The sequence below is a fragment of the Paraperlucidibaca baekdonensis genome (genome assembly GCF_003387535.1).
In the GTDB taxonomy this organism is placed as follows: domain Bacteria; phylum Pseudomonadota; class Gammaproteobacteria; order Pseudomonadales; family Moraxellaceae; genus Perlucidibaca; species Perlucidibaca baekdonensis.
Genome location: NZ_QUNR01000002.1, coordinates 46,850 through 65,584 on the forward strand (window position 1 = coordinate 46,850; position 18,735 = coordinate 65,584).

Here is an 18,735-nt window from a genome sequence, read left to right on the forward strand (position 1 = left end):
AAACCGCGAATTGTCGAGGAATCAGTCAGACAGGGCAAGTCCGATGATCGCTGAGGCGATGCCGATGCCAACGGTGAGCAAAAAAAGTAGGCCTAAAAAGCGCCAAAACGGATTGAAGTTAGCCGGCATGGGCTCACGGGCGATGTCATTGGGCGAGGGCGGTGGTGGTGTTGAGTCGTTTGGTCGCGATTGTTGGCTCATAAAATCAATACTCTAGGTCGAATAAACATCACTTTACAGGGCTTCACGGTCAGAGACATGGAACAATAGATGACGCGCTCGCAGCACTTTGCGAGAATCGCTAAATCAATATTTTCTAGGGTGATTCATGAACGCTGTTTTGTCGATGGGTTGGTCGCTACTCACCTTCCGTGCGGGGCCCGATGCGCTGCCGTTTGCGCCGCGTTTAATCATTCCATTGGTGGCGCTCAATCTCGTCATCAGTTTCGCTATTCAATCGCTGGCGGGCAGTGGCATGGACAAGCCCGTGCTGCAGCTATCGGCTATGGCATTGGCTGCGGAAGCTTTTTGGCTGATTTTTTGTTTGCAGCGGCGCGGCTGGCGCAATCGCTGGACGCAAAGCTTCACCGCGCTGGTATTGATTGATACGTGGATCTCGGCATTAGCCTTTCCGATCGCGCTGATCTCCATTCAAGGCGGCGATGTGCTGCTTGGCGTGGCCGCCATTTTGCAAATCGCCATGACACTGTGGAGCCTGAATGTGCGTGGCTTTATTTACGCGCAAACCCTAGCCATTTCGCGTTTGCGGGGCATTTTGCAGGCGCTCGTGCCATTACTCTTGGTGATGGTTGTTGCGGTCAGCCTTTTCCCCGATTTAGTGCCAACGCCCGATGTGCCAACGGCTGAACCAGCAACGCCTGCCATGACGCCGGAGCGCTAGGCCATGCATATCCATATTTTGGGCATTTGCGGCACCTTTATGGGCTCGCTGGCGGTGCTGGCGAAGGCTTTGGGCCATGATGTCAGTGGCAGCGACACCGCCGTTTATCCGCCAATGAGTACACAGCTCGAAGCGCAGGGCATCACGCTGATGGAAGGCTATCGCGCGGCGCATCTGCAGCCGGCGCCTGACCTGGTGATTATCGGCAATGCCCTCAAGCGCGGCATTGAGGCTGTGGAGTATGTGCTCGAGCAGGGCATTAGCTACACCTCCGGGCCGGCGTGGTTGGCGCAACATGTTTTGCAGGGCCGGCATGTCATTGGTGTGGCCGGCACGCACGGTAAAACCACGACCACGACCATGGTGGCGTGGGTCTTGGAGCAGGCGGGTTTGGCGCCGGGGTTTCTCATTGGTGGTGTGCCGCAGGGCTTCGCCGCGAGCGCGCAGCTGGGTGGTGGGCGCTATTTTGTCGTGGAGGCCGATGAGTACGACTCGGCGTTTTTCGATAAACGTTCGAAGTTCGTGCATTATGCGCCGCGCACCGCTGTGCTGAACAATCTCGAGTTCGACCACGCCGATATTTTTGACAGCCTCGCGGCTATTCAAAAGCAGTTTCACCATCTCGTGCGCACCATCCCCGGTGCTGGGCGCATCTTATTTCCGGATGATGAGCCGGCGCTGCACGACGTCATTGCCATGGGTTGCTGGACACCAACACAGACCATGGCCATCGGTCATTCCGATACAGCCGACGCGCCTCAATGGCAGGCTGAATTACTCGAGGCCGATGGCTCGGCGTTTGCCATTTGGCATCACGGCAAGCGCACTGCGGAGGTGCGTTGGTCGCTCACGGGCCTGCATAACGTGCGCAATGGCTTGGCCGCGATCGCCAGCGCTGAGCATGTTGGCGTCAGCGTGGCGCAGGCCGCCGCGGCGCTGTCGCAGTTTCCCGGGGTAAAGCGGCGCATGGAGCTGCTCGGCACGCCGGGCGGCATTGCGCTCTATGATGATTTTGCGCATCACCCCACGGCCATCCGCAGCACGCTCGATGGCTTGCGTGAGCGCCAAGGTTCGGCACGAATTTGGGCGATTATTGAGCCGCGCTCCAACACCATGCGCTTGGGCGCACACAAAGCGCATTTGGCGCAGTCAGCGGCGCCGGCCGATCACGTGATTTGGTATCAGCCACCGGGCATGGACTGGGATTTAGCCAATGTCGCCAGCGCGGCGGGCGCCAGCCTAGCCACCGATCTTGACGCGATTATTGCGCGAGTCAGCAACGAGGCGCGTGCTGGCGATGCCATTGTGGTGATGAGCAATGGTGGCTTTGGCGGCATTCATCAGCGCTTGCTGGCGGCGTTGCAGGCGCGCCATGCATCGGGAGTCAGCGCGTGACGTTTTTGGCGGCACTCGCCGTCGCGGTGGGCGCAGCCATCGGCGCGTTATTACGCTGGATGCTCGGTCTCGGCTTCAATGCCCTCTGGCCTACACTGCCGGCTGGCACCTTGCTCGCCAACTGGGTTGGCGCCTATGCCATTGGTGTCTTAGCGGCGCTGTTTAGCGTGCACTCAGGCGTATCAGATACCACCCGCCTGCTGCTGATGACCGGCCTGCTGGGCGGCCTGACGACGTTTTCGACGTTTTCGCTAGAAGCCGTGAGCCTCATGCAGCGCCAGCTTTGGTGGCCGGCGCTGACGCACATCAGCCTGCACGTAGTCGGCTCGATTGCGCTAACGCTGGCGGGGATGGCCAGCGTCAGTGCCTTGCGCGCTTAAGCGTCGAGTCGCTGCTTGCCGCGTTTACGCATGCGGATATTGAGCATCTCCACCATGACTGAGAAGGCCATGGCACCGTAGACATAGCCTTTGGGCACGTGCTGACCAAAGCCTTCGGCAATCAGCAGCGTGCCGACCAAAATCAAGAAGGCTAGCGCCAACACTTTGATCGATGGATGCTCCTCGACAAATTCGCCAATTGGCTTAGCGGCAAACATCATCACCACTACCGACAACATAATGGCGATAACCATGATGCTGACATCGTCGGCGAGACCAACCGCAGTGATGACTGAGTCCAGCGAAAACACGATATCGATAATGGCGATTTGCACAATAACCGCTAAAAAGCTCGAACCAGCGGCTGCTGCCGTGCTGGTCACTTGCACATGACCGGGCTCGCCTTCGACGGTATCGAAAATTTCGGTCGCCGATTTCCAGAGTAGGAAAAAGCCACCACCAATTAAAATCAAGTCACGCCCAGTCACCGCCACGCCAGCCAGCGTAATCAGCGGCTCGGTAAGGCGCATGACCCAAGTGATCGATAGCAACAGCGCGATGCGCGACAGCATGGCCAACCCTAGACCAAAGACGCGGGCAAACTGACGCTTTTCCGGGGCGACTTTATTGACCAAGATGGTCAGGAAAATAATATTGTCGATGCCCAGCACAATCTCTAAGAGACTCAGTGTGGCCAACGTGACCCATGCTTGGGGGTCAGCAATCCATTCAAACATAGCGGCTCTCAGGCAAAGTGGCAGACATAGTCTAGGGTCTCGATGGTCTCGATGTCGAAGCTGGAGTTGGCGGGCACATCAAATGAGCTGCCGCCTTTGTAGTCAGTCCATGTCTCGCTGCCGGCTTGGCGTACGCGGCAATGACCGGCAGTGATTTCCATGATTTCCGCTGCTTGCGTGGTGAATAGTAGGGTCGATGGCAAAATCACGCCCAAGGTTTTGCGTGTGCCATCAGCAAAAATGACGGCATGGCTTATGCAGCGGCCATCAAAATAAACGTTGGCTTTTTTTATCACAGAAACATTGTCGAACTGAGTCATGGGGCGCTCCGGCTTCACGAAAGATTGCGCGGATTCTAGGGCTTCAGCCCTTGGTCGCAAAGCGTCACGATAAATATCTTTCGCAATCGCACGCGCTATTGTAGTTTTTCCTAGGTCATATGTGTTGTGGTGACACTCGTCACCGATTGAGGCCATAGGAGGCTGATCCATGACATCACCTGCGGAGTCGCATCGTAAAGCGTTTGTTCTTGATACCAATGTACTGATTCACGATCCCAACGCCTTACTCAACTTTGAAGAACATCACGTACTGTTGCCAATGACCGTGCTCGAAGAGCTCGACAAGCTGAAGTCCGGTAAAGCCACGGTGTCTGTCGAATGTCGCGCGGCGATTCGGCAGATCGATCGCATTTTGGGTGATGCCTCACCGCAGCAAATCCGCGCTGGTGTGCCAATTTGGCGCGATGCCCAGCGCGAGCACCTGGGCTTTTTATCGGTATTGCTAGATCAGCCCGAAGGCAGCGTGCAGACGCTCAATAGCGCGCTAAATGACAATAAAATCATTAATTTACTAGTGGCTTTGCAGCTCGCTGAGCCTGCCACTGACTTGGTGTTGGTGACCAAGGACATCAATATGCGCTTGAAGGCGCGTGCCTGCGGTATTGCCAGCGAGGATTACGCCAACGATCAATTGGTGTCTGACATTAAACAGCTCGCCAAGGGCTATGCGCATTTCGAGGGCTCATTTTGGGATCGCTTTAGCCGCGTCGATAGCGTGCAGGCCTTGGGCGAGACGCGGCACTATTTGAAGCGTGCCGACTGGGCCGAGGCGGTGTATGCCAACCAATTTATTAAAGATGAGATGGGCTTTATTGGCCGCGTACTTTCGGTCGATGATGAGCATATTGTCTTGCGCGACCTCAATGAAGATCGCTTGATGAGCCAAGAGGTGTGGGGTTTAAAGCCGCACAATATTTTGCAGGCGATGGCCTTAGATTTGCTCGCTGACCCCAGTGTGCATTTGGTGTCCTTAACCGGGCCGGCGGGCTCAGGCAAAACCATTTTGGCGCTGGCCACCGCCATTGAGCAGAGCATTGAGGATAAGCGTTTTAATAAAATTATTGCCACGCGCTCCACGCCACCATTAGCCGAGGAGCACGGCTTTTTGCCGGGCACAGAAGAGGAAAAAATGGATCCGTGGTTGGGCGCCATTAGCGATAATATTGAGGCGCTGCATTTGCATGATGAAAGCCCGAAAGGCTCGATTGAATATGTCCGTGAACGCGCCAATATTCAGTTTAAGGCGCTAAATTACATTCGCGGTCGTAGCTTTCAGAAGTCATTGATCCTGATTGATGAGTGCCAAAATCTCACGCCGCATCAAATGAAAGCGATCATTACGCGTGCCGGTGAGGGCTCTAAAGTAGTGTGCTTGGGCAATTTGGCACAAATCGACACGCCGTATTTAAACCCCATAAGCTCTGGTCTAACTTATATGTGTGAGCGCTTTAAAGGCTTTGCGCATGGCGGACACATTCAGCTTGAAGGTGTGCCGCGTTCGGTCTTGGCAGAGTATGCCGAGGCCAATTTGTAGGGTTCTGCATTCTTGATTGTGGTCTGCTTTGGCTTTACCCTTCGCGGCGTCAGTGCCAGGGCGAACCAGCCACGTGCCACGCAGCAACCTGACGCTTGTAGGAGCCTTGAGACCCCGTGTTTCGGGCGCTAAGGGCTTTTGTTTTCTCGCAAACTGAAGGATGGCTTGTTATGCGTTTATCTGACTACTGCTCCGATGCCGAATGGGCAAAAATTAAGAAAGTGGCCGACGGCAAAGAGACGCCGTTTCTGGTCGTCGATCTCGAAATCATCAAGCAAAAATACGTTGAGCTCACTAACTGCTTCCCGAAAGCCAAGGTGCATTATGCGCTGAAGGCAAACCCCGGCCAGCCAGTGATCGACCTGCTGCGTGACTTAGGTTCGAACTTTGACTGCGCGTCGATGTTTGAGCTCAGCAAAGTGCTGGACTCTGGCGTATCGCCCGATCGCGTCAGCTATGGCAACACCATCAAAAAGGCCGCGCATGTGAAGTGGGCCTACGAGCAAGGCATCCGTTTATTTGCCACTGACTCGAAAGCTGACTTGCAGAATATTGCCGAGTACGCGCCGGGCTCGAAAATTTTCGTGCGCATCCTGGTGGAAGGCGGAGAGACCGCCGAGTGGCCCTTGTCGCGTAAATTTGGTTGCCACCCCGATATGGCCATTGATTTGCTCGTGCAAGCCAAAAACCAAGGCTTGATTCCTTACGGCATCTCTTTCCATGTTGGCTCGCAGCAAAAAGACATTGCTGTTTGGGATGCGGCGCTGTCGAAAGTGAAGTACATGTTTGACTGGATGAAGTTCGAGGAAGAAGTCGAGCTGAAAATGATCAATATGGGCGGCGGCTTCCCGGCCAACTATATTTCTGAGGTCAACCCCATCAATATCTATGCGCAAGAAATTCTGCGCTATTTGCATGATGACTACGGCGATGACGCGCCCGAAATCATCCTTGAGCCCGGTCGCTCCTTAGTTGGCGAGTCCGGTGTACTGGTATCGGAAGTGGTGCTGATTTCGCGTAAGTCACGCACCGACTTAAAGCGTTGGGTCTATACCGACGTGGGCTTATTCCAAGGCCTGATGGAAACCATGGGTGAGTCGATCAAGTACCCGATCTACACCGAAAAAATGGATGAAAGCGACAATAAAGAGGGCAGTGTGGTGTTGGCAGGTCCAACTTGCGACTCCACCGATATCATGTATGAGAACGTCGGCTATCACTTGCCGATGAGCTTGGCTCCGCGCGATCGTCTGTACTGGATGACCACGGGCGCCTACACCAACTCCTACAGCTCGGTTGAGTTCAACGGCTTCCCGCCGCTGCAAACCTACTACGTCAGCTAATCTCGCTGTCGTTTTGCTCCGATGCGCCGCGTCGTTTGGCGGCGCGCGCATCGCTAGCAAATAGCTCTTCTAATTCCCGCATCGACTGCTTCGCGCTCGCGACTAACTCGGCTTCATCCTGATAGATCGCTTGTTGGCGAATCACCAAGTCTTCATCGTATTCACGAAAACGCTGCACGCCGGCTTTCGCGCTTGCGGCACTAAAACCAATGGCCTGTAGCACATCGCTGGCGAGCTCGAGGCTGCTGGCAAAGGTCTCGCGATGAATCAAGCTAACGCCCAAGTCCATTAAGCGGTAAGCGTGCATGCGATCGCGTGCGCGGGCATAAACTGGCGTATTGGGGAAGTGGCGGCGAATGAGTTTGGCGGTGTGTACCGACTCGTCGACATCATCAATAGCGAGCACAATGATCTTTGCTTTCGCCGCGCCAGCAGCCAGAAGCAGTGCATGTGAATCAGGCCGTCCGTAATAGACTTTGTTGCCAAACAGTCGCACAAAATCGACTTGCCGCGCGCTACTTTCCAACGCCACAAACGGGATGTGATGGACACGCAAAACACGCGCCACGATCTGTCCAACGCGGCCAAAGCCGGCAATCAAGACATCGTGCTCATGGTTATCGGGCATGTCATCGAAGTCGCGCTCCTGCTTTTTGCCCCAGCGCGGCTCGAGTACGTGCTCCAAGAGTAAAAAACCAATGGGTGTCATGGCCATCGACAGCGTCACGGTGAGCACCAGCATTTCGCCAAGATGGCGCTCCAGCAGCCCAACGGCCACGGCAGTCGTGAAGACAATAAATGCGAATTCACCGCCTTGCGGTAGCGTCACGGCCAAGCGAATGGCCGTTTTCGTGTCGTTACCATTGAGTCGGCCGAGCAACCACAATATCGCGCCTTTCAGCAGCACCAATACGCCGGCACCCAGCAAAATGGTGCGAGCTTCTTGGCCGAGCAATGGCAGGTTAGCGGTCATGCCCACGGTCATAAAAAACAAGCCCAGCAATAAGCCTTTAAAAGGCTGAATTTGCGCCTCAAGTTCGTGGCGGTACTCGCTGTCGGCAAGCAGCACGCCGGCAATAAACGCACCCAATGATGCTGACAGGTGTATCTCGGTCATCAGCCAAGTCATGCCAACGATGATAAATAAGCCCAGACCGGTAAACAGCTCCGGCGTTTTGCTATTGGCAATAAAGCGAAACACCGGGCGCACCAGAAAGCGGCTGGCGAAAAACAAGGCGGCAAAGACCGCAATAACGGGCAGCAGTTGCGGGCTGTTGATGACGCCGGCGCTATTGCCTGCCAGCAGCGGAATAATCGCCAGCAGCGGGATCACCGCGATATCTTGAAATAGCAAAATCGCAAATGCTTGGCGGCCATGCTTGGCGCTGAGTTGGTTCTTTTCTGCCAACAGCTGCAGGGCAAACGCGGTGGATGACATGGCCAGACCCGCACCGACCACGAGGCTCACCGTTGGGCTTAAGCCCATGAGCCAGCACGGTAGCGCAATCGCAGCGGTGGTAATGAGTACTTGCGCGCTACCGAGGCCAAAGACCGAGCGTCTGAGCACCCAGAGGCGGCTAGGCTCGAGCTCTAGGCCGATCAAAAAGAGCAGCATCGCAATGCCGAAGTCAGCGATCTCAATGACACCTTCCGTGTCGTGAATAGCACCAAGAATATGCGGCCCAATGAGCATGCCCGCGAGCATATAGCCGATCACCGAGGGCAGGCCAAGTCGGCGCGAAATTGGCACGATAATAAGTGCTGCTAAGAGCAGCCAGCTAATCGATGACACCGCGTGCATGATGATCCTAGTAGCAGAAATTGGCCTCAGTTTTACCATATTCGACCACTGTCGCAGTGCAAATCTACTCAGCGGTTATGGCGAGGCTGCACGAAGAGGCGTTGGTCAGGCTATAATGCGCGCGTTTTTCGCCCATTCGAGAGCACCTGCTATGAGCTACGCCCAAATCCCCGCTGGTAAAGACCTGCCCAACGACATTTATGTGGTCATTGAGATCCCCGCCAATCACGCACCAATCAAATACGAAATCGACAAAGATGCCGACGCGTTATTTGTTGACCGCTTTGTTGGCACGGCCATGTTTTACCCCGCGAACTATGGCTACATTCCCAATACGCTCTCTGAAGATGGCGATCCGCTCGATGTCTTAGTGGTGACCCCGCACCCCGTGGTGCCAGGCGCAGTTATTCGTGCGCGTCCCATCGGTATGTTGATGATGGAAGATGAGTCCGGCGTTGATGCCAAACTCATTGCTGTGCCGCATGCCAAGCTCTCGCCGCTTTATAACGATGTCCATGAGCACAGCGACCTGCCCGAGCTGTTATTGCGCCAGATCGAGCATTTCTTCACGCATTACAAAGACTTGGAATCCGGCAAATGGGTGAAAATCATGGGCTGGGAAAATGCCGATGCCGCTCGCACGGAAATTATGAAGTCGCTAGAAGCCGCTAAGTAATTCGCTTTTCTGTGCTTAAAAGCCCGCGATCTGGTGTTGCCAGCTCGCGGGCTTTTTTGTGAATGCTGAGTCACAAAAAATTAGCTCGCTTGGTCAGATTGTCAGACAATATCCCTGTGTGCTTTCTGATCACCCCCCTATCATGGCGTCCAAGGAGATCGCTCTGCATGTGCAGGATGAAGGTCTTCAAAACCAACCACCGTGAGTGAAAAGGAGCATCATTATGGGCGAACTTAAAAATATCGTAACCGAGCAACAAGACATTCTGGTCCGCGTGAAAGACGCTGGTCGTCAAGCCGCTATGGCTGGCCTAGGCTTGCTCGAAGTGTTGAAAAGCGAAGGCGAGAAGCTGCAAGCACTTGACTTCAATGCCAAAGCTGACGAATTAAAAGCTAAAGCAGTTGAAATCAAAGACAAGCTCGCTGCTATCGACGTGAAAGCCGAAGCCGACAAACTGCAATCGGTTGACGTGAAAGCCAAAACCGAAGAATTGAAAGCCAAAGCATTGGAACTGAAAGGCAAGTTAGCTTCAGTCGATGCTAAAGCTGAACTCGATAAACTGCTGGCCGACGTGCAGAAGCTGTTTAACGAGTTAGTGGCAAAAGGTGAAAAGCGCGCTGCTTAATCCCGCGTGTGTTGAACAGTAATACCCTTTTTTGGGACGGCGCCAGCCGTCCCTTTTTTTTGCCTGAAAATTCGCTAGGCCATCGCCTCGGCTAAGCCATTGAGGTAAGAGTCTGCGCGATCACGATCGCCATCGCTTAGTGCGTGCCAGCGAGACTGCAGCGTCAGCCACGATTTTGCGGGGTATTTTTGTGCTGTTTGGCTGAGCTCATGCCCCTGAATATGCACAGTAAAATGCTCGCCATTAGCTGCGTGAGCTGCGTTGGCGCGCGCCCAGGGCAGGTAGGTGTGCAGTAGTAAGTGCTCAATAAATGGCACCAAGGTGCTGCTGAAGGCAGACCATTCTTGCGCCGTGTTTGTGGCGTGCGTGGCGCCACTCATGACCGCATCAACCCAGCGGTGGATATGCCCAAGCTTGGCCAGACGTGCACGAGGCGTTGGGTCGGACAGTAGCTGAAAAAACATGCTGGCAAGTCCGAAGTCGGCAAATGACAGGGTATTGCCAAAGATAAATGCCTGCTCAGCGAGATGCTGGTCGAGACGCAAGGCCGTTTCGTCGAGCTGCGCTTCTAAGGCGTCGGCATTGGCGCTGGTGCAGCCGAGCGGTTCGCGCCGAGTCATCAAAAAAGCAGCAATTTTTTCTGCGTAGGCGCTAGGGTCTACGTCCGCGGCCACACTGGCGCTGGCAATGCGCATTGAGGCATCTAGGCGATCGGCTTCGTAGTTCCAGCGGTAGTGAAACATGGCTTTAACCAACCACTCATCGGCGGCCTCTTCCAGCGCGTAGGAGAGAAAGTTTTGCGCGGCGTCGGCAAGCGTTGCTGTCGGTATTGCGTGGGTCTGCTCTAAGTAGCTCATGATGGGCGTAGAGTCTTGCAGCGCCTGTCCTTCAGGGGTGACGAGCAGCGGAATGAGCGGTAGCTTGGCGTGTGCACGAAACGCGGCTTCGTTGCGCTGATTGCGCAATAGCCAGTCGTGCGCAAGGCCTTTGTAACGCATAAACGCGCGCACTTTGACAGAGTACGGCGAGACATCCATACCGAAAAGTTGATACATAAAATCGCCTATATTCCGATAACTGGTTGGCCTTAGGCTATGAGGTTTCAGCCATCTATGGAATAGTCGATTTGGCCTTGTTGCTATGCAGGGCGTAATAGCTATTCAGGATGAAGCGTATGAAAAAAATAATACCCGCTCTGTTGCTCAGTGCAGCAGCCAGCACAGGTGCTCAAGCACAAACCTTTTGTATGTATGACCCCGTGGGGGCGCAGGGCTCAGCGTTTGCGCTAGCCAAAGATTATGCGCTTGTCGCGAAATCATGGGGCGCCAACTTGGAGCTCAAGGCCTACACGGATGAGCGCGTGGCGGCCGAAGACTTTAAAGCGGGGCAGTGCGACGGTGTCGGCATTACGGGTCTGCGCGGCCGTCAGTTTAACGCCTATGTTGGCAGCATCGATTCGATTGGTGCCGTGCCGTCTTATGATCACTTACGTACCGTGATTCAAGTGCTGGCAGCACCGGCCAGTGAAAAGGCCATGCTCAACGGTCAATACGAAGTGGCGGGTATTTTCCCATTAGGCGCGGCCTATGTATTCGTGCGTGATCGCGCCATTGATTCGATTGAAAAAGCCGCCGGCAAAAAAATCGCGGTACTCGACTTTGATAAGTCTCAAGCGCGCATGGTGCAACAGCTTGGTGCACAGCCGGTGGCATCTGATATCACTAATTTCACGGCCAAGTTTAATAATGGCCAGGTCGATATTGTGGTGGCACCCGGTATCGCCTTTAAGCCCTTTGAGATGTACAAGGGCTTAGGCACGAAAGGTGCGATTTATCGCTTTCCGTTGGTGCAGCTTACCGGCAACCTGATCATTCGCCCCGATCGCTTCCCAGAAGGCTTTGGCGCGAAATCACGTAAATATATTTTGTCGCAAATGCCCACCGCGCAACGCACCATCCAGCAGGCTGAAGACGGTATTGACGAAAAGTACTGGTTAGATTTGACTGCAGCCGATAAAGCCAAGTACACCTTGATGATGACCGAGGCTCGTGTGCAAATGACCAAAGACGGCTTTTACGACAAGAAGATGATGAACTTGTTGAAAAAGATCCGTTGCAAATATAACGCCGCTGCTGCTGAGTGTGCCAATAACATTGAATAAGCAGTAGACGTATAAAAAATGCCCGCTTCATGCGGGCATTTTTTTAGTGCGCGGCGCGCCATTGCCAGGGCGGAATGCGTTCGGGTGCTGGCAAGGCCCATAAGCCACGTTTGTGACGGCGAGCATCGGCTTCCAGATCAAGCAGTTCGGGGCGCTTCAGGTAGCGTCGATAGACCCAGGCATGGCCCGCTTGCACCAACTCCGCATTCACATCGCGCCCATCCACGTAGACAACGGCGACCACGCGACCATAACGGTCAATATCGTGCACGCTAAGGCTGATGTCGCGACCGGCAACGCGCGACGATAGCGCTCGCTGGGCCTGCGCCCCCCACGGCTGCTTGCGTTCTGGTGTATCGATTTCTGCTAAGCGAATACGCTGTTTCTGATGCTCAGGCGTCAGAATAGTCACGGTGTCGCCATCGCTGACCTTGATCACTCGACCGGCGGGCGTGCCACGCGCGGAGGTGTCATCGTCTGATGCACGAGGTGCGGCATTGCCGCAGGCACTGAGCGCGGCAACCAGCACCAACAAAATAAAGCGATAGGGTGCGCGCATAAATACCTGGCAGATAGATAGCAAAAAACCAGCGCAAGGGCTGGTTTTAAGCGTGCCATGAAGGCGATATGGTGGCTACAGCTGGACTTGAACCAGCGACCCCAGCATTATGAATGCTGTGCTCTAACCAGCTGAGCTATGTAGCCAAATAGGCGGCGAATGTTAGATTTCAGCGCCCATAGTGTCAAGCCTATGCAGCGCCCGTTTTATTAATTTGTAGCACTTTTTTGCGATTCGCCGAGTAAATGATCAACGGCTGCCTGTGTCGATAAATGAATGTGCGAATTGCCCAATGTATTGAGCAGTGCCGTACCGGCTAAGCGGTCCATCACGGGGCCTTTAATTTCCGCCACATGCAATGTCATACCGGCATCGCCGAGCCCTTGCGCCAGGCTTTCGAGCATCTCCAAGCCACTGGCATCAATGTTGCCCACGCCAGATAGTACCAGCACCATGTGCTCAGCCTCAGCGGCTTGCGCAATTAAGTCCATGAGCTGACGCTCAATAGCTGGGGCATTGGCAAAATAGATATTCTCATCAATGCGGACCAGCAATAATGCCGGCCACGTGGTGACGCTGTGGCGGTGGATATTGCGATAATGCTCACTGCCAGAGACTTGGCCAATCACGGCAATGTGTGGGTCGCTGGTGCGCTGCAAATACAGGCCAATCGCCAGCGCCATACCCAGCAATAAGCCTGGCTCAATGCCAAATGCCAAGACGCCAAGCAGCGTACCGAGCTGGGCTAGCCCGTCGCGACGATCATAGCGCCAGGTGCGCCAGAGGCTTTTGAAGTCAATGAGCTGCGTGACGGCAACAACCACAATCGCAGCCAATACCAGCTTTGGTAACGGCGCTAAAATATCGGTTAGCGCAAAGGCCGCCAAGGCGACCCACGTCGCGGTAATAATGGCGGCCAGCTGCGTGCGCGCGCCGGCGTCAAAGTTCACCATGGAGCGTGAAAAACCACCGGCTACAGGCATGCCACCAGCAATCGCGGCACTCATATTGGTTGCGCCCAGAGCCAGCAGCTCTTGGTCTGGATTAATACGCTCGCGCCGCCGAATCGCGAGGATTCTCGCGACCGACAGGCTTTCCACATAGCCAATAATGGCAATCAGTAACGCCGAGCCGATCAGCCCCTGCCAGCCATCGAGCCAGAGAAAGCTGATGGATAATGGCGGCAGGCCTTGTGGAATATCGCCAACCACGGCGACATAGCGTGCGCCATCGACGTGACTGGAGATCAGCAGGGCGCTCGCGACAATGACCAGTGGCATCATGCGTGTGGCTAAGGTGGCGAGTGGCGCTGACAGGCCAATGGCGCGCAGCCAGCCGGCGAGGCGAAAGCGGCCAATCAAGAGCAGCGTGATGGTTGCCGCCGCTGCCGCTACAACGCTGAGCTGTGTGTCATTAAGGCGTGGCGTGATATCGATAATGAAGCTGAAAAATGCCGCCTGCCGATCACCATTGACTCCCGTGAGTGCTGGAATTTGTGTGCCAATAATGGTGATTGCCGCGGCGGTGCTAAAGCCGCTCAGCACTGGATGGCTGACAAAGTACGACAACCAGCCTAGGCGCATAAAGCCAAACAGCAGCAAAAAGCCGCCAGACAGCAGCGCCAGCCACAAGGCGCCTGCCAAGGCGCGCGCGCTATCGCCATCAGCAAATTGCTGCAAGGCACTGGCGACCATGACCGCGGCTACGGCCACAGGGCCGACGGCGAGCGTTCGGCTACTGCCCATCAGTGCATAAATGAGTGGTGGCAGCACGCTGGCGTAGAGCCCGACTTCCGGCGGTAGGCCGGCGAGCAGGGCGTAGGCGAGCGCTTGGGGAACCAATAAAATCGCGGTGATGGTGCCGGCGAGGGCATCATCGCGAAGGTCGGCTCGACGGTAGTGCTGCAGCCAAGCAGGTAAAAGGCGCATGGTGACGTGCTTAGAGTGCGTTGAGTGGGAGCTTTAAATACGCCACACCATTGTTTTCCGCCTCGGGAAAATGCCCGGCGCGGATGTTGACCTGAATTGCCGGCAAAATCAGCGTTGGCATGCCCAATGTGGCATCGCGAGTGGTGCGCATGGCGACAAACTCGGCTTCGCTGGTGCCATCATGCAAATGGATATTGTCTGCGCGTTGCTCGGCAACCGTGGTTTGCCAGCTGGCCTCGCGTGTTGCGGGCGGGTAGTCATGGCACATATACAGCACGGTATCGGCAGGCATGCTCAAAATGCGCTGTGCCGATTGATAGAGCGTGTGGGCACTGCCGCCGGGAAAGTCGCAGCGTGCTGAGCCGAGGTCGGGCATAAACAACGTATCGCCGACAAACACCAGACGCTCATCGACTACATAGGCCATATCCGCGGGCGTGTGACCGGGCACATGAATAGCGCGCGCCGCGAGGTCGCCAATCATGAAGACTTCATCGGGCTCAAACAAATGACCAAACTGCGAACCATCCAAGGCAAAAGCAGAGTCTAAGTTGAAGATCTTCTGAAACACGCCCTGCACATGACGGATCGACTCACCGATGGCAATGGTGCCACCCAGCTTGGATTGCAAATACGGCGCCGCCGATAGGTGGTCGGCATGGGCATGCGTTTCCAGTAGCCATTGCACCTTGAGTTGGTGCTGCTCCACAAAGGCAACGAGGCGGTCGGCTGACTCGGTGTGCGTTCGCGCCGCTTTTGGGTCAAAATCGAGCACGGAGTCGATGATCGCGCAGGCGCTGCCTTCACCCGCATGAATGATGTAGCTCACGGTATTGGTGACGGTATCGAAAAATGAGGCGACCTGTGCCGACATGAGATGCTCCTAAGATTTTATCTGCCATCAGATTATTGACTAATAATTTATCTGTCAATAAAGTGTTCTCATGAATTAGCGCGAGGCTCTTATGCAAACCCACCTTTCTCCCGAAGCATTTACGCTGTTGCGTGACTCGGCAACAAAAACCTGCAACCTATTGAAAGTGATGGCCAATGAAGACCGGCTACTGTTGCTGTGTCAGCTCACGCAAGGCGAACGCAACGTCGGCGAGCTCGAAACCTTATGCGGTATTCGCCAACCCACGCTATCGCAGCAGCTCGCTGTGTTGCGCGAAGAGGGGCTGGTCAATGCGCGGCGCGATGGCAAGTATATTTTTTACAGCCTCGCCAGTGCTGAAGTGATTTTGGTGATGAACACCTTATCCAGCCTCTACTGTGGCCGAGTACTGGCCGACTTAAAGCAACAATCTATCCAATAAGCGCGTATTTCACGAGGCGATGCTATGACAACGTGGACCCAGTTGAGTGATGAGTTATCGGTTAGCGAGCAGATTGCTGCGCATGACCTAGGCGCGCTCTACGCCGCCGGTTTCCGCACCGTGATTTGTAACCGTCCCGATGATGAAGGCGGCGATACGCAGCCCAAGCAGCAAGATATCGCTCAGGCCGCCCAGGCACTCGGCATGCAGTTCGCGTATTTACCATTGCTGCCGGGGCAAATTGATGCCAACGATGCCACCGCTTTTGCCGCATGTCTCCGCGAGTTGCCGAGTCCAGCATTGGCGTATTGCCGCACTGGTAAGCGCTCACAAACGGTCTATGAACTTGCCAAAACACACGGCTTATTGGCTACCGCAACGCCTGCCGCTGCGTCGGTTGTGATTGTTGGCGGTGGCTCGGCGGGCATCGCGGTGGCCGCCAGTTTACTGGCGCGCCAGGCCGATTTGGATATCGTCATCATTGAGCCGAATGACACACATTACTATCAGCCCGCCTGGACCTTGGTCGGCGGTGGTGCATTTGCCAGTGAAGACACGGCGCGACCGATGGCCTCTGTTATGCCGGCTGGCGTGCGCTGGATGAAACTGGCCGTGGCGCGCTTTGAGCCGGCGCGCCAGGCCGTGGTGTTGTCTAATGGCAGCGAGTTGGCCTATGAGCAGCTCATTGTTTGCCCTGGCCTGGAACTCTATTGGGAGGGCATCGAGGGCTTGGAGGAAACCCTCGGCAGTCATGGCGTGACATCAAACTATCGTTACGACTTGGCGCCCTACACCTGGCAGTTGGTGCAGTCTTTAGCGGATGGTAAAGCTATTTTCACGCAACCGCCGATGCCCATTAAATGCGCCGGCGCGCCACAAAAAGCCATGTATTTGTCCTGTGATTATTGGCGCAAAAGCGGTCGGCTCAATCAAATCAATGTAGAGTTTTGCAACGCTGGTGCGGTGCTCTTTGGTGTGCCCACATTTGTGCCTCCGCTGATGCAGTACGTTGAGCGCTATGGCATTGACCTATCGTTTAATGAGCGCTTGGTTAAAGTTGATGGGCCAGCGAAAACCGCATGGTTTGATGTCACCGACAGTGCCGGCCAGGTGAGTCGCGTGGCAAAAACATTTGATCTCTTGCATGTGGTGCCGCCGCAGCGCGCGCCCGATATTGTTCGTAACAGCCCATTGGCCGATGCCGCTGGTTGGTGCGCTGTCGATCAGCACACCTTGCAAAGTACGCAGTTTGCCAATGTCTTCTCGCTCGGCGATGTCTGCTCTTCACCAAACGCAAAAACCATGGCCGCTGTGCGCAAGCAAGTGGTGGTGGTGGCGGAGAACCTGCTCGCACTGCGCGCCGGACGCGCTATGGCAACACGCTATGACGGTTATGGCGCCTGCCCATTGACCGTGGAAAAAGGCAAAGTGGTGATGGCCGAGTTTGGTTTTGGCGGCAAGTTGTTGCCGACATTCCCTCTGAACCCAGCAGTGGCGCGCCGCAGTCAGTGGTTTTTGAAAGCGACCGTATTGCCGATGGTCTATTGGCAACTCATGCTCAAAGGCCGCGAATGGCTGGCGCGGCCCACCGCAACCTAAGCTAGGCATTAACCTTTCGTCTGTCTTGCCCCTGCGCGATGCGTGTTCGTGTTACAAGCGAATGCTCGTTGCGTAAATTCAGATAATAGGGTCAGTGCTATGCCGCCAGTCCATCAAGCGCAACAAGCGAAAAATGCTTGGCGCGTCCTGTTCGTGCTGTTTCTCGCCAACTTATTGAACTTCTACGACCGCACCATCCCGGCAATTATCATTGAGCCCATTCGCCTTGAGTGGGATTTAAGCGACTTCCAGCTTGGTCTGGCCTCTACGGCTTTCACCATGGTCTATGCGCTGGCGGGCATTCCGCTGGGGCGTTTGGCCGATATCGGTTCGCGGCGAAAAATCATGGGCTGGGGCTTGACCGTTTGGAGCGGCATGACCGCTGCCACCGGCTTGGCATCGAGCTTCATGAGCTTTTTACTGATTCGCATGGGGGTGGGCTTGGGTGAGGCGAGTTATGCGCCGGCATCGAACTCATTGATTGGCGATTTATTTCCGGCCCACAAGCGTGCGCGTGCGGTTGGTCTGTTTATGTTGGGCCTGCCATTTGGTCTGCTGCTGGCGTATTTCACCACCGGCGCCATTGTTGAGGCCTTCGATAGCTGGCGGGCGCCATTTTTTATTGCGGCGATTCCGGGCGTGATCGTTGCGTTTTTTATTTTCCGCATCAATGAGCCGCTCAGAGGCGCCGCTGAAAGCGTGGCGCTATCGGTGACGCCGATTGAAAAGCCGATGCGCCGCATTGTGCGAATCCCCACATTTCTGTGGCTGACGGTAGCGGGGCTGTCGTTTAATTTCGCCGCTTACGCCTGCACCTCGTTTATGGTGCCGATGCTCATGCGTTACTTTCTCATGCCCTTGAGTCAAGCAGCCATTGCGGCCGGCGTCATCGTCGGTGTGACTGGCCTCATTGGCTTGACCTTGGGTGGCCCAATTGCCGATCGTCTGCATCAGCGTTCAGCCACTGGGCGGCTGATGTTTGCCGCCATCAGCATGTTTATTGCCTGTGCGGCGACCACCTATGCGCTCTACATTGGCCGAGTTGAAACGGGTCTGTTTGTCGGTATCTTCAGCCTAGGATGGCTGTTTTCCTACAACTACTTTACCTGCGTGTATCCGGCCTTGCAGGATGTTGTCGAGCCGCGTTTGCGCGGCACGGCCATGGCCTTATTTTTTGCCGCGCTGTATATCTTTGGCGGCTGCTTTGGCCCGCTGGCGGTGGGCTTGCTGTCCGATCATTTTTCCGCCTCTGCGATGCTCGCCTCGGGCTCATTGTTGATGACCGAAGCCTTTAAAGCCGAGGGTCTGCATGCGGCGATGTATTTGATTCCCGGCGCCTTGCTAGTGACCGGCTTGGCGCTGGTGAAAGCCTCTGGGCATTTTGTTGCCGACTCAGCCGCCATGCGCAATAGCATGGCGCCCTGAGTGGCTCGCGGGGG

General features: G+C 55.3%; 19 protein-coding genes and 1 tRNA gene. 11 read left to right on the forward strand and 9 right to left on the reverse strand.

Translation table 11 applies throughout. From position 1 onward, the window contains the following. Positions 1-21: 21 nt before the first annotated feature. On the reverse strand, positions 22-201 hold the full coding sequence (locus DFR26_RS04110; RefSeq protein WP_116207707.1) for a hypothetical protein: 180 nt from the start codon (positions 199-201) through the stop codon (positions 22-24). A gap of 127 nt (positions 202-328) precedes the next feature. Between DFR26_RS04110 and DFR26_RS04115 the strand changes: the two genes are divergently transcribed. Genes DFR26_RS04115 through crcB form a run of 3 tightly spaced genes read left to right on the forward strand, consistent with a single transcriptional unit; the run spans position 329 to position 2,676 of the window. Continuing rightward, positions 329-901, forward strand: a complete 573-nt coding sequence (locus DFR26_RS04115; protein WP_116207708.1) for a hypothetical protein — start codon at positions 329-331, stop codon at positions 899-901. Between the two features lie 3 nt (positions 902-904). Continuing rightward, positions 905-2,296 (forward strand): UDP-N-acetylmuramate:L-alanyl-gamma-D-glutamyl-meso-diaminopimelate ligase, encoded by a 1,392-nt coding sequence (mpl, locus tag DFR26_RS04120; protein WP_116207709.1) that lies wholly within the window; start codon positions 905-907, stop codon positions 2,294-2,296. Then, positions 2,293-2,676: a fluoride efflux transporter CrcB gene (gene crcB / locus DFR26_RS04125; protein WP_116207710.1), complete on the forward strand. Its 384-nt coding sequence runs from the start codon at positions 2,293-2,295 to the stop codon at positions 2,674-2,676. The genes mpl and crcB overlap by 4 nt, the downstream gene beginning before the upstream one ends. On the opposite strand, the gene DFR26_RS04130 is transcribed toward crcB, so the two are convergent. Both DFR26_RS04130 and ppnP read right to left on the reverse strand, forming a co-directional pair. Beyond that, on the reverse strand, positions 2,673-3,413 hold the full coding sequence (locus tag DFR26_RS04130; RefSeq protein ID WP_116207711.1) for a TerC family protein: 741 nt from the start codon (positions 3,411-3,413) through the stop codon (positions 2,673-2,675). The two genes, crcB and DFR26_RS04130, sit on opposite strands and share 4 nt — an antisense overlap. Before the next feature lie 8 nt (positions 3,414-3,421). Further along, positions 3,422-3,733 carry a pyrimidine/purine nucleoside phosphorylase gene (gene ppnP / locus DFR26_RS04135; protein WP_116207712.1) on the reverse strand — a complete coding sequence of 104 codons (312 nt, stop codon included), beginning with the start codon at positions 3,731-3,733 and terminating at the stop codon, positions 3,422-3,424. A gap of 169 nt (positions 3,734-3,902) precedes the next feature. On the opposite strand from ppnP, the gene DFR26_RS04140 reads away from it, so the two are divergent. Both DFR26_RS04140 and DFR26_RS04145 read left to right on the forward strand, forming a co-directional pair. Next, a complete protein-coding gene (locus DFR26_RS04140; RefSeq protein ID WP_116207713.1) occupies positions 3,903-5,288 on the forward strand; it encodes a PhoH family protein in 1,386 nt (461 codons plus the stop codon). A gap of 170 nt (positions 5,289-5,458) precedes the next feature. Further along, on the forward strand, positions 5,459-6,631 hold the full coding sequence (locus DFR26_RS04145; RefSeq protein ID WP_116207714.1) for a type III PLP-dependent enzyme: 1,173 nt from the start codon (positions 5,459-5,461) through the stop codon (positions 6,629-6,631). On the opposite strand, the gene DFR26_RS04150 is transcribed toward DFR26_RS04145, so the two are convergent. Continuing rightward, positions 6,624-8,432: a monovalent cation:proton antiporter-2 (CPA2) family protein gene (locus tag DFR26_RS04150; RefSeq protein ID WP_116207715.1), complete on the reverse strand. Its 1,809-nt coding sequence runs from the start codon at positions 8,430-8,432 to the stop codon at positions 6,624-6,626. The two genes, DFR26_RS04145 and DFR26_RS04150, sit on opposite strands and share 8 nt — an antisense overlap. A gap of 151 nt (positions 8,433-8,583) precedes the next feature. Here DFR26_RS04150 and ppa point away from each other — a divergent pair, with 151 nt between their 5' ends. After that, a complete protein-coding gene (ppa, locus tag DFR26_RS04155) occupies positions 8,584-9,108 on the forward strand; it encodes an inorganic diphosphatase (protein ID WP_116207716.1) in 525 nt (174 codons plus the stop codon). 223 nt (positions 9,109-9,331) lie between these two features. Beyond that, positions 9,332-9,733 carry a hypothetical protein gene (locus tag DFR26_RS04160; protein WP_116207717.1) on the forward strand — a complete coding sequence of 134 codons (402 nt, stop codon included), beginning with the start codon at positions 9,332-9,334 and terminating at the stop codon, positions 9,731-9,733. Between the two features lie 74 nt (positions 9,734-9,807). On the opposite strand, the gene DFR26_RS04165 is transcribed toward DFR26_RS04160, so the two are convergent. Then, on the reverse strand, positions 9,808-10,788 hold the full coding sequence (locus tag DFR26_RS04165) for a glutathione S-transferase family protein (RefSeq protein ID WP_116207718.1): 981 nt from the start codon (positions 10,786-10,788) through the stop codon (positions 9,808-9,810). A 110-nt stretch (positions 10,789-10,898) separates the two neighbouring features. Between DFR26_RS04165 and DFR26_RS04170 the strand changes: the two genes are divergently transcribed. After that, complete coding sequence (locus DFR26_RS04170; RefSeq protein ID WP_116207719.1) at positions 10,899-11,894, forward strand: putative solute-binding protein; 996 nt, start codon at positions 10,899-10,901, stop codon at positions 11,892-11,894. A 43-nt stretch (positions 11,895-11,937) separates the two neighbouring features. On the opposite strand, the gene DFR26_RS04175 is transcribed toward DFR26_RS04170, so the two are convergent. From DFR26_RS04175 to DFR26_RS04190, 4 genes are all read right to left on the reverse strand, one after another. Beyond that, positions 11,938-12,453: a thermonuclease family protein gene (locus tag DFR26_RS04175; RefSeq protein ID WP_116207720.1), complete on the reverse strand. Its 516-nt coding sequence runs from the start codon at positions 12,451-12,453 to the stop codon at positions 11,938-11,940. A gap of 69 nt (positions 12,454-12,522) precedes the next feature. Beyond that, positions 12,523-12,599, reverse strand: a tRNA-Met gene (locus DFR26_RS04180). Between the two features lie 63 nt (positions 12,600-12,662). Beyond that, complete coding sequence (locus tag DFR26_RS04185) at positions 12,663-14,381, reverse strand: SulP family inorganic anion transporter (RefSeq protein ID WP_116207721.1); 1,719 nt, start codon at positions 14,379-14,381, stop codon at positions 12,663-12,665. Between the two features lie 10 nt (positions 14,382-14,391). Beyond that, entirely contained in the window at positions 14,392-15,255 is an 864-nt protein-coding gene (locus DFR26_RS04190; RefSeq protein WP_116207722.1) for an MBL fold metallo-hydrolase, read from the reverse strand. A gap of 91 nt (positions 15,256-15,346) precedes the next feature. Between DFR26_RS04190 and DFR26_RS04195 the strand changes: the two genes are divergently transcribed. From DFR26_RS04195 to DFR26_RS04205, 3 genes are all read left to right on the forward strand, one after another. After that, entirely contained in the window at positions 15,347-15,697 is a 351-nt protein-coding gene (locus DFR26_RS04195; protein WP_116207723.1) for an ArsR/SmtB family transcription factor, read from the forward strand. A gap of 24 nt (positions 15,698-15,721) precedes the next feature. Next, the gene (locus DFR26_RS04200; RefSeq protein WP_116207724.1) at positions 15,722-17,296 is read left to right on the forward strand and encodes a bifunctional protein tyrosine phosphatase family protein/NAD(P)/FAD-dependent oxidoreductase; all 1,575 of its coding nucleotides are present in this window, start codon (positions 15,722-15,724) and stop codon (positions 17,294-17,296) included. Between the two features lie 99 nt (positions 17,297-17,395). Further along, entirely contained in the window at positions 17,396-18,721 is a 1,326-nt protein-coding gene (locus tag DFR26_RS04205; protein ID WP_116207725.1) for a spinster family MFS transporter, read from the forward strand. Positions 18,722-18,735: the final 14 nt, after the last annotated feature.

Bases quoted from the DNA above. Each gene is read 5' to 3' on its own strand.
- DFR26_RS04110 (WP_116207707.1), bottom strand. From the start codon at position 201: ATGAGCCAACAATCGCGACCAAACGACTCAACACCACCACCGCCCTCG.
- DFR26_RS04115 (WP_116207708.1), top strand. From the start codon at position 329: ATGAACGCTGTTTTGTCGATGGGTTGGTCGCTACTCACCTTCCGTGCG.
- mpl (WP_116207709.1), top strand. From the start codon at position 905: ATGCATATCCATATTTTGGGCATTTGCGGCACCTTTATGGGCTCGCTG.
- DFR26_RS04130 (WP_116207711.1), bottom strand. From the start codon at position 3,413: ATGTTTGAATGGATTGCTGACCCCCAAGCATGGGTCACGTTGGCCACA.
- ppnP (WP_116207712.1), bottom strand. From the start codon at position 3,733: ATGACTCAGTTCGACAATGTTTCTGTGATAAAAAAAGCCAACGTTTAT.
- DFR26_RS04140 (WP_116207713.1), top strand. From the start codon at position 3,903: ATGACATCACCTGCGGAGTCGCATCGTAAAGCGTTTGTTCTTGATACC.
- DFR26_RS04145 (WP_116207714.1), top strand. From the start codon at position 5,459: ATGCGTTTATCTGACTACTGCTCCGATGCCGAATGGGCAAAAATTAAG.
- DFR26_RS04150 (WP_116207715.1), bottom strand. From the start codon at position 8,432: ATGCACGCGGTGTCATCGATTAGCTGGCTGCTCTTAGCAGCACTTATT.
- ppa (WP_116207716.1), top strand. From the start codon at position 8,584: ATGAGCTACGCCCAAATCCCCGCTGGTAAAGACCTGCCCAACGACATT.
- DFR26_RS04160 (WP_116207717.1), top strand. From the start codon at position 9,332: ATGGGCGAACTTAAAAATATCGTAACCGAGCAACAAGACATTCTGGTC.
- DFR26_RS04165 (WP_116207718.1), bottom strand. From the start codon at position 10,788: ATGTATCAACTTTTCGGTATGGATGTCTCGCCGTACTCTGTCAAAGTG.
- DFR26_RS04170 (WP_116207719.1), top strand. From the start codon at position 10,899: ATGAAGCGTATGAAAAAAATAATACCCGCTCTGTTGCTCAGTGCAGCA.
- DFR26_RS04175 (WP_116207720.1), bottom strand. From the start codon at position 12,453: ATGCGCGCACCCTATCGCTTTATTTTGTTGGTGCTGGTTGCCGCGCTC.
- DFR26_RS04185 (WP_116207721.1), bottom strand. From the start codon at position 14,381: ATGCGCCTTTTACCTGCTTGGCTGCAGCACTACCGTCGAGCCGACCTT.
- DFR26_RS04190 (WP_116207722.1), bottom strand. From the start codon at position 15,255: ATGTCGGCACAGGTCGCCTCATTTTTCGATACCGTCACCAATACCGTG.
- DFR26_RS04195 (WP_116207723.1), top strand. From the start codon at position 15,347: ATGCAAACCCACCTTTCTCCCGAAGCATTTACGCTGTTGCGTGACTCG.
- DFR26_RS04200 (WP_116207724.1), top strand. From the start codon at position 15,722: ATGACAACGTGGACCCAGTTGAGTGATGAGTTATCGGTTAGCGAGCAG.
- DFR26_RS04205 (WP_116207725.1), top strand. From the start codon at position 17,396: ATGCCGCCAGTCCATCAAGCGCAACAAGCGAAAAATGCTTGGCGCGTC.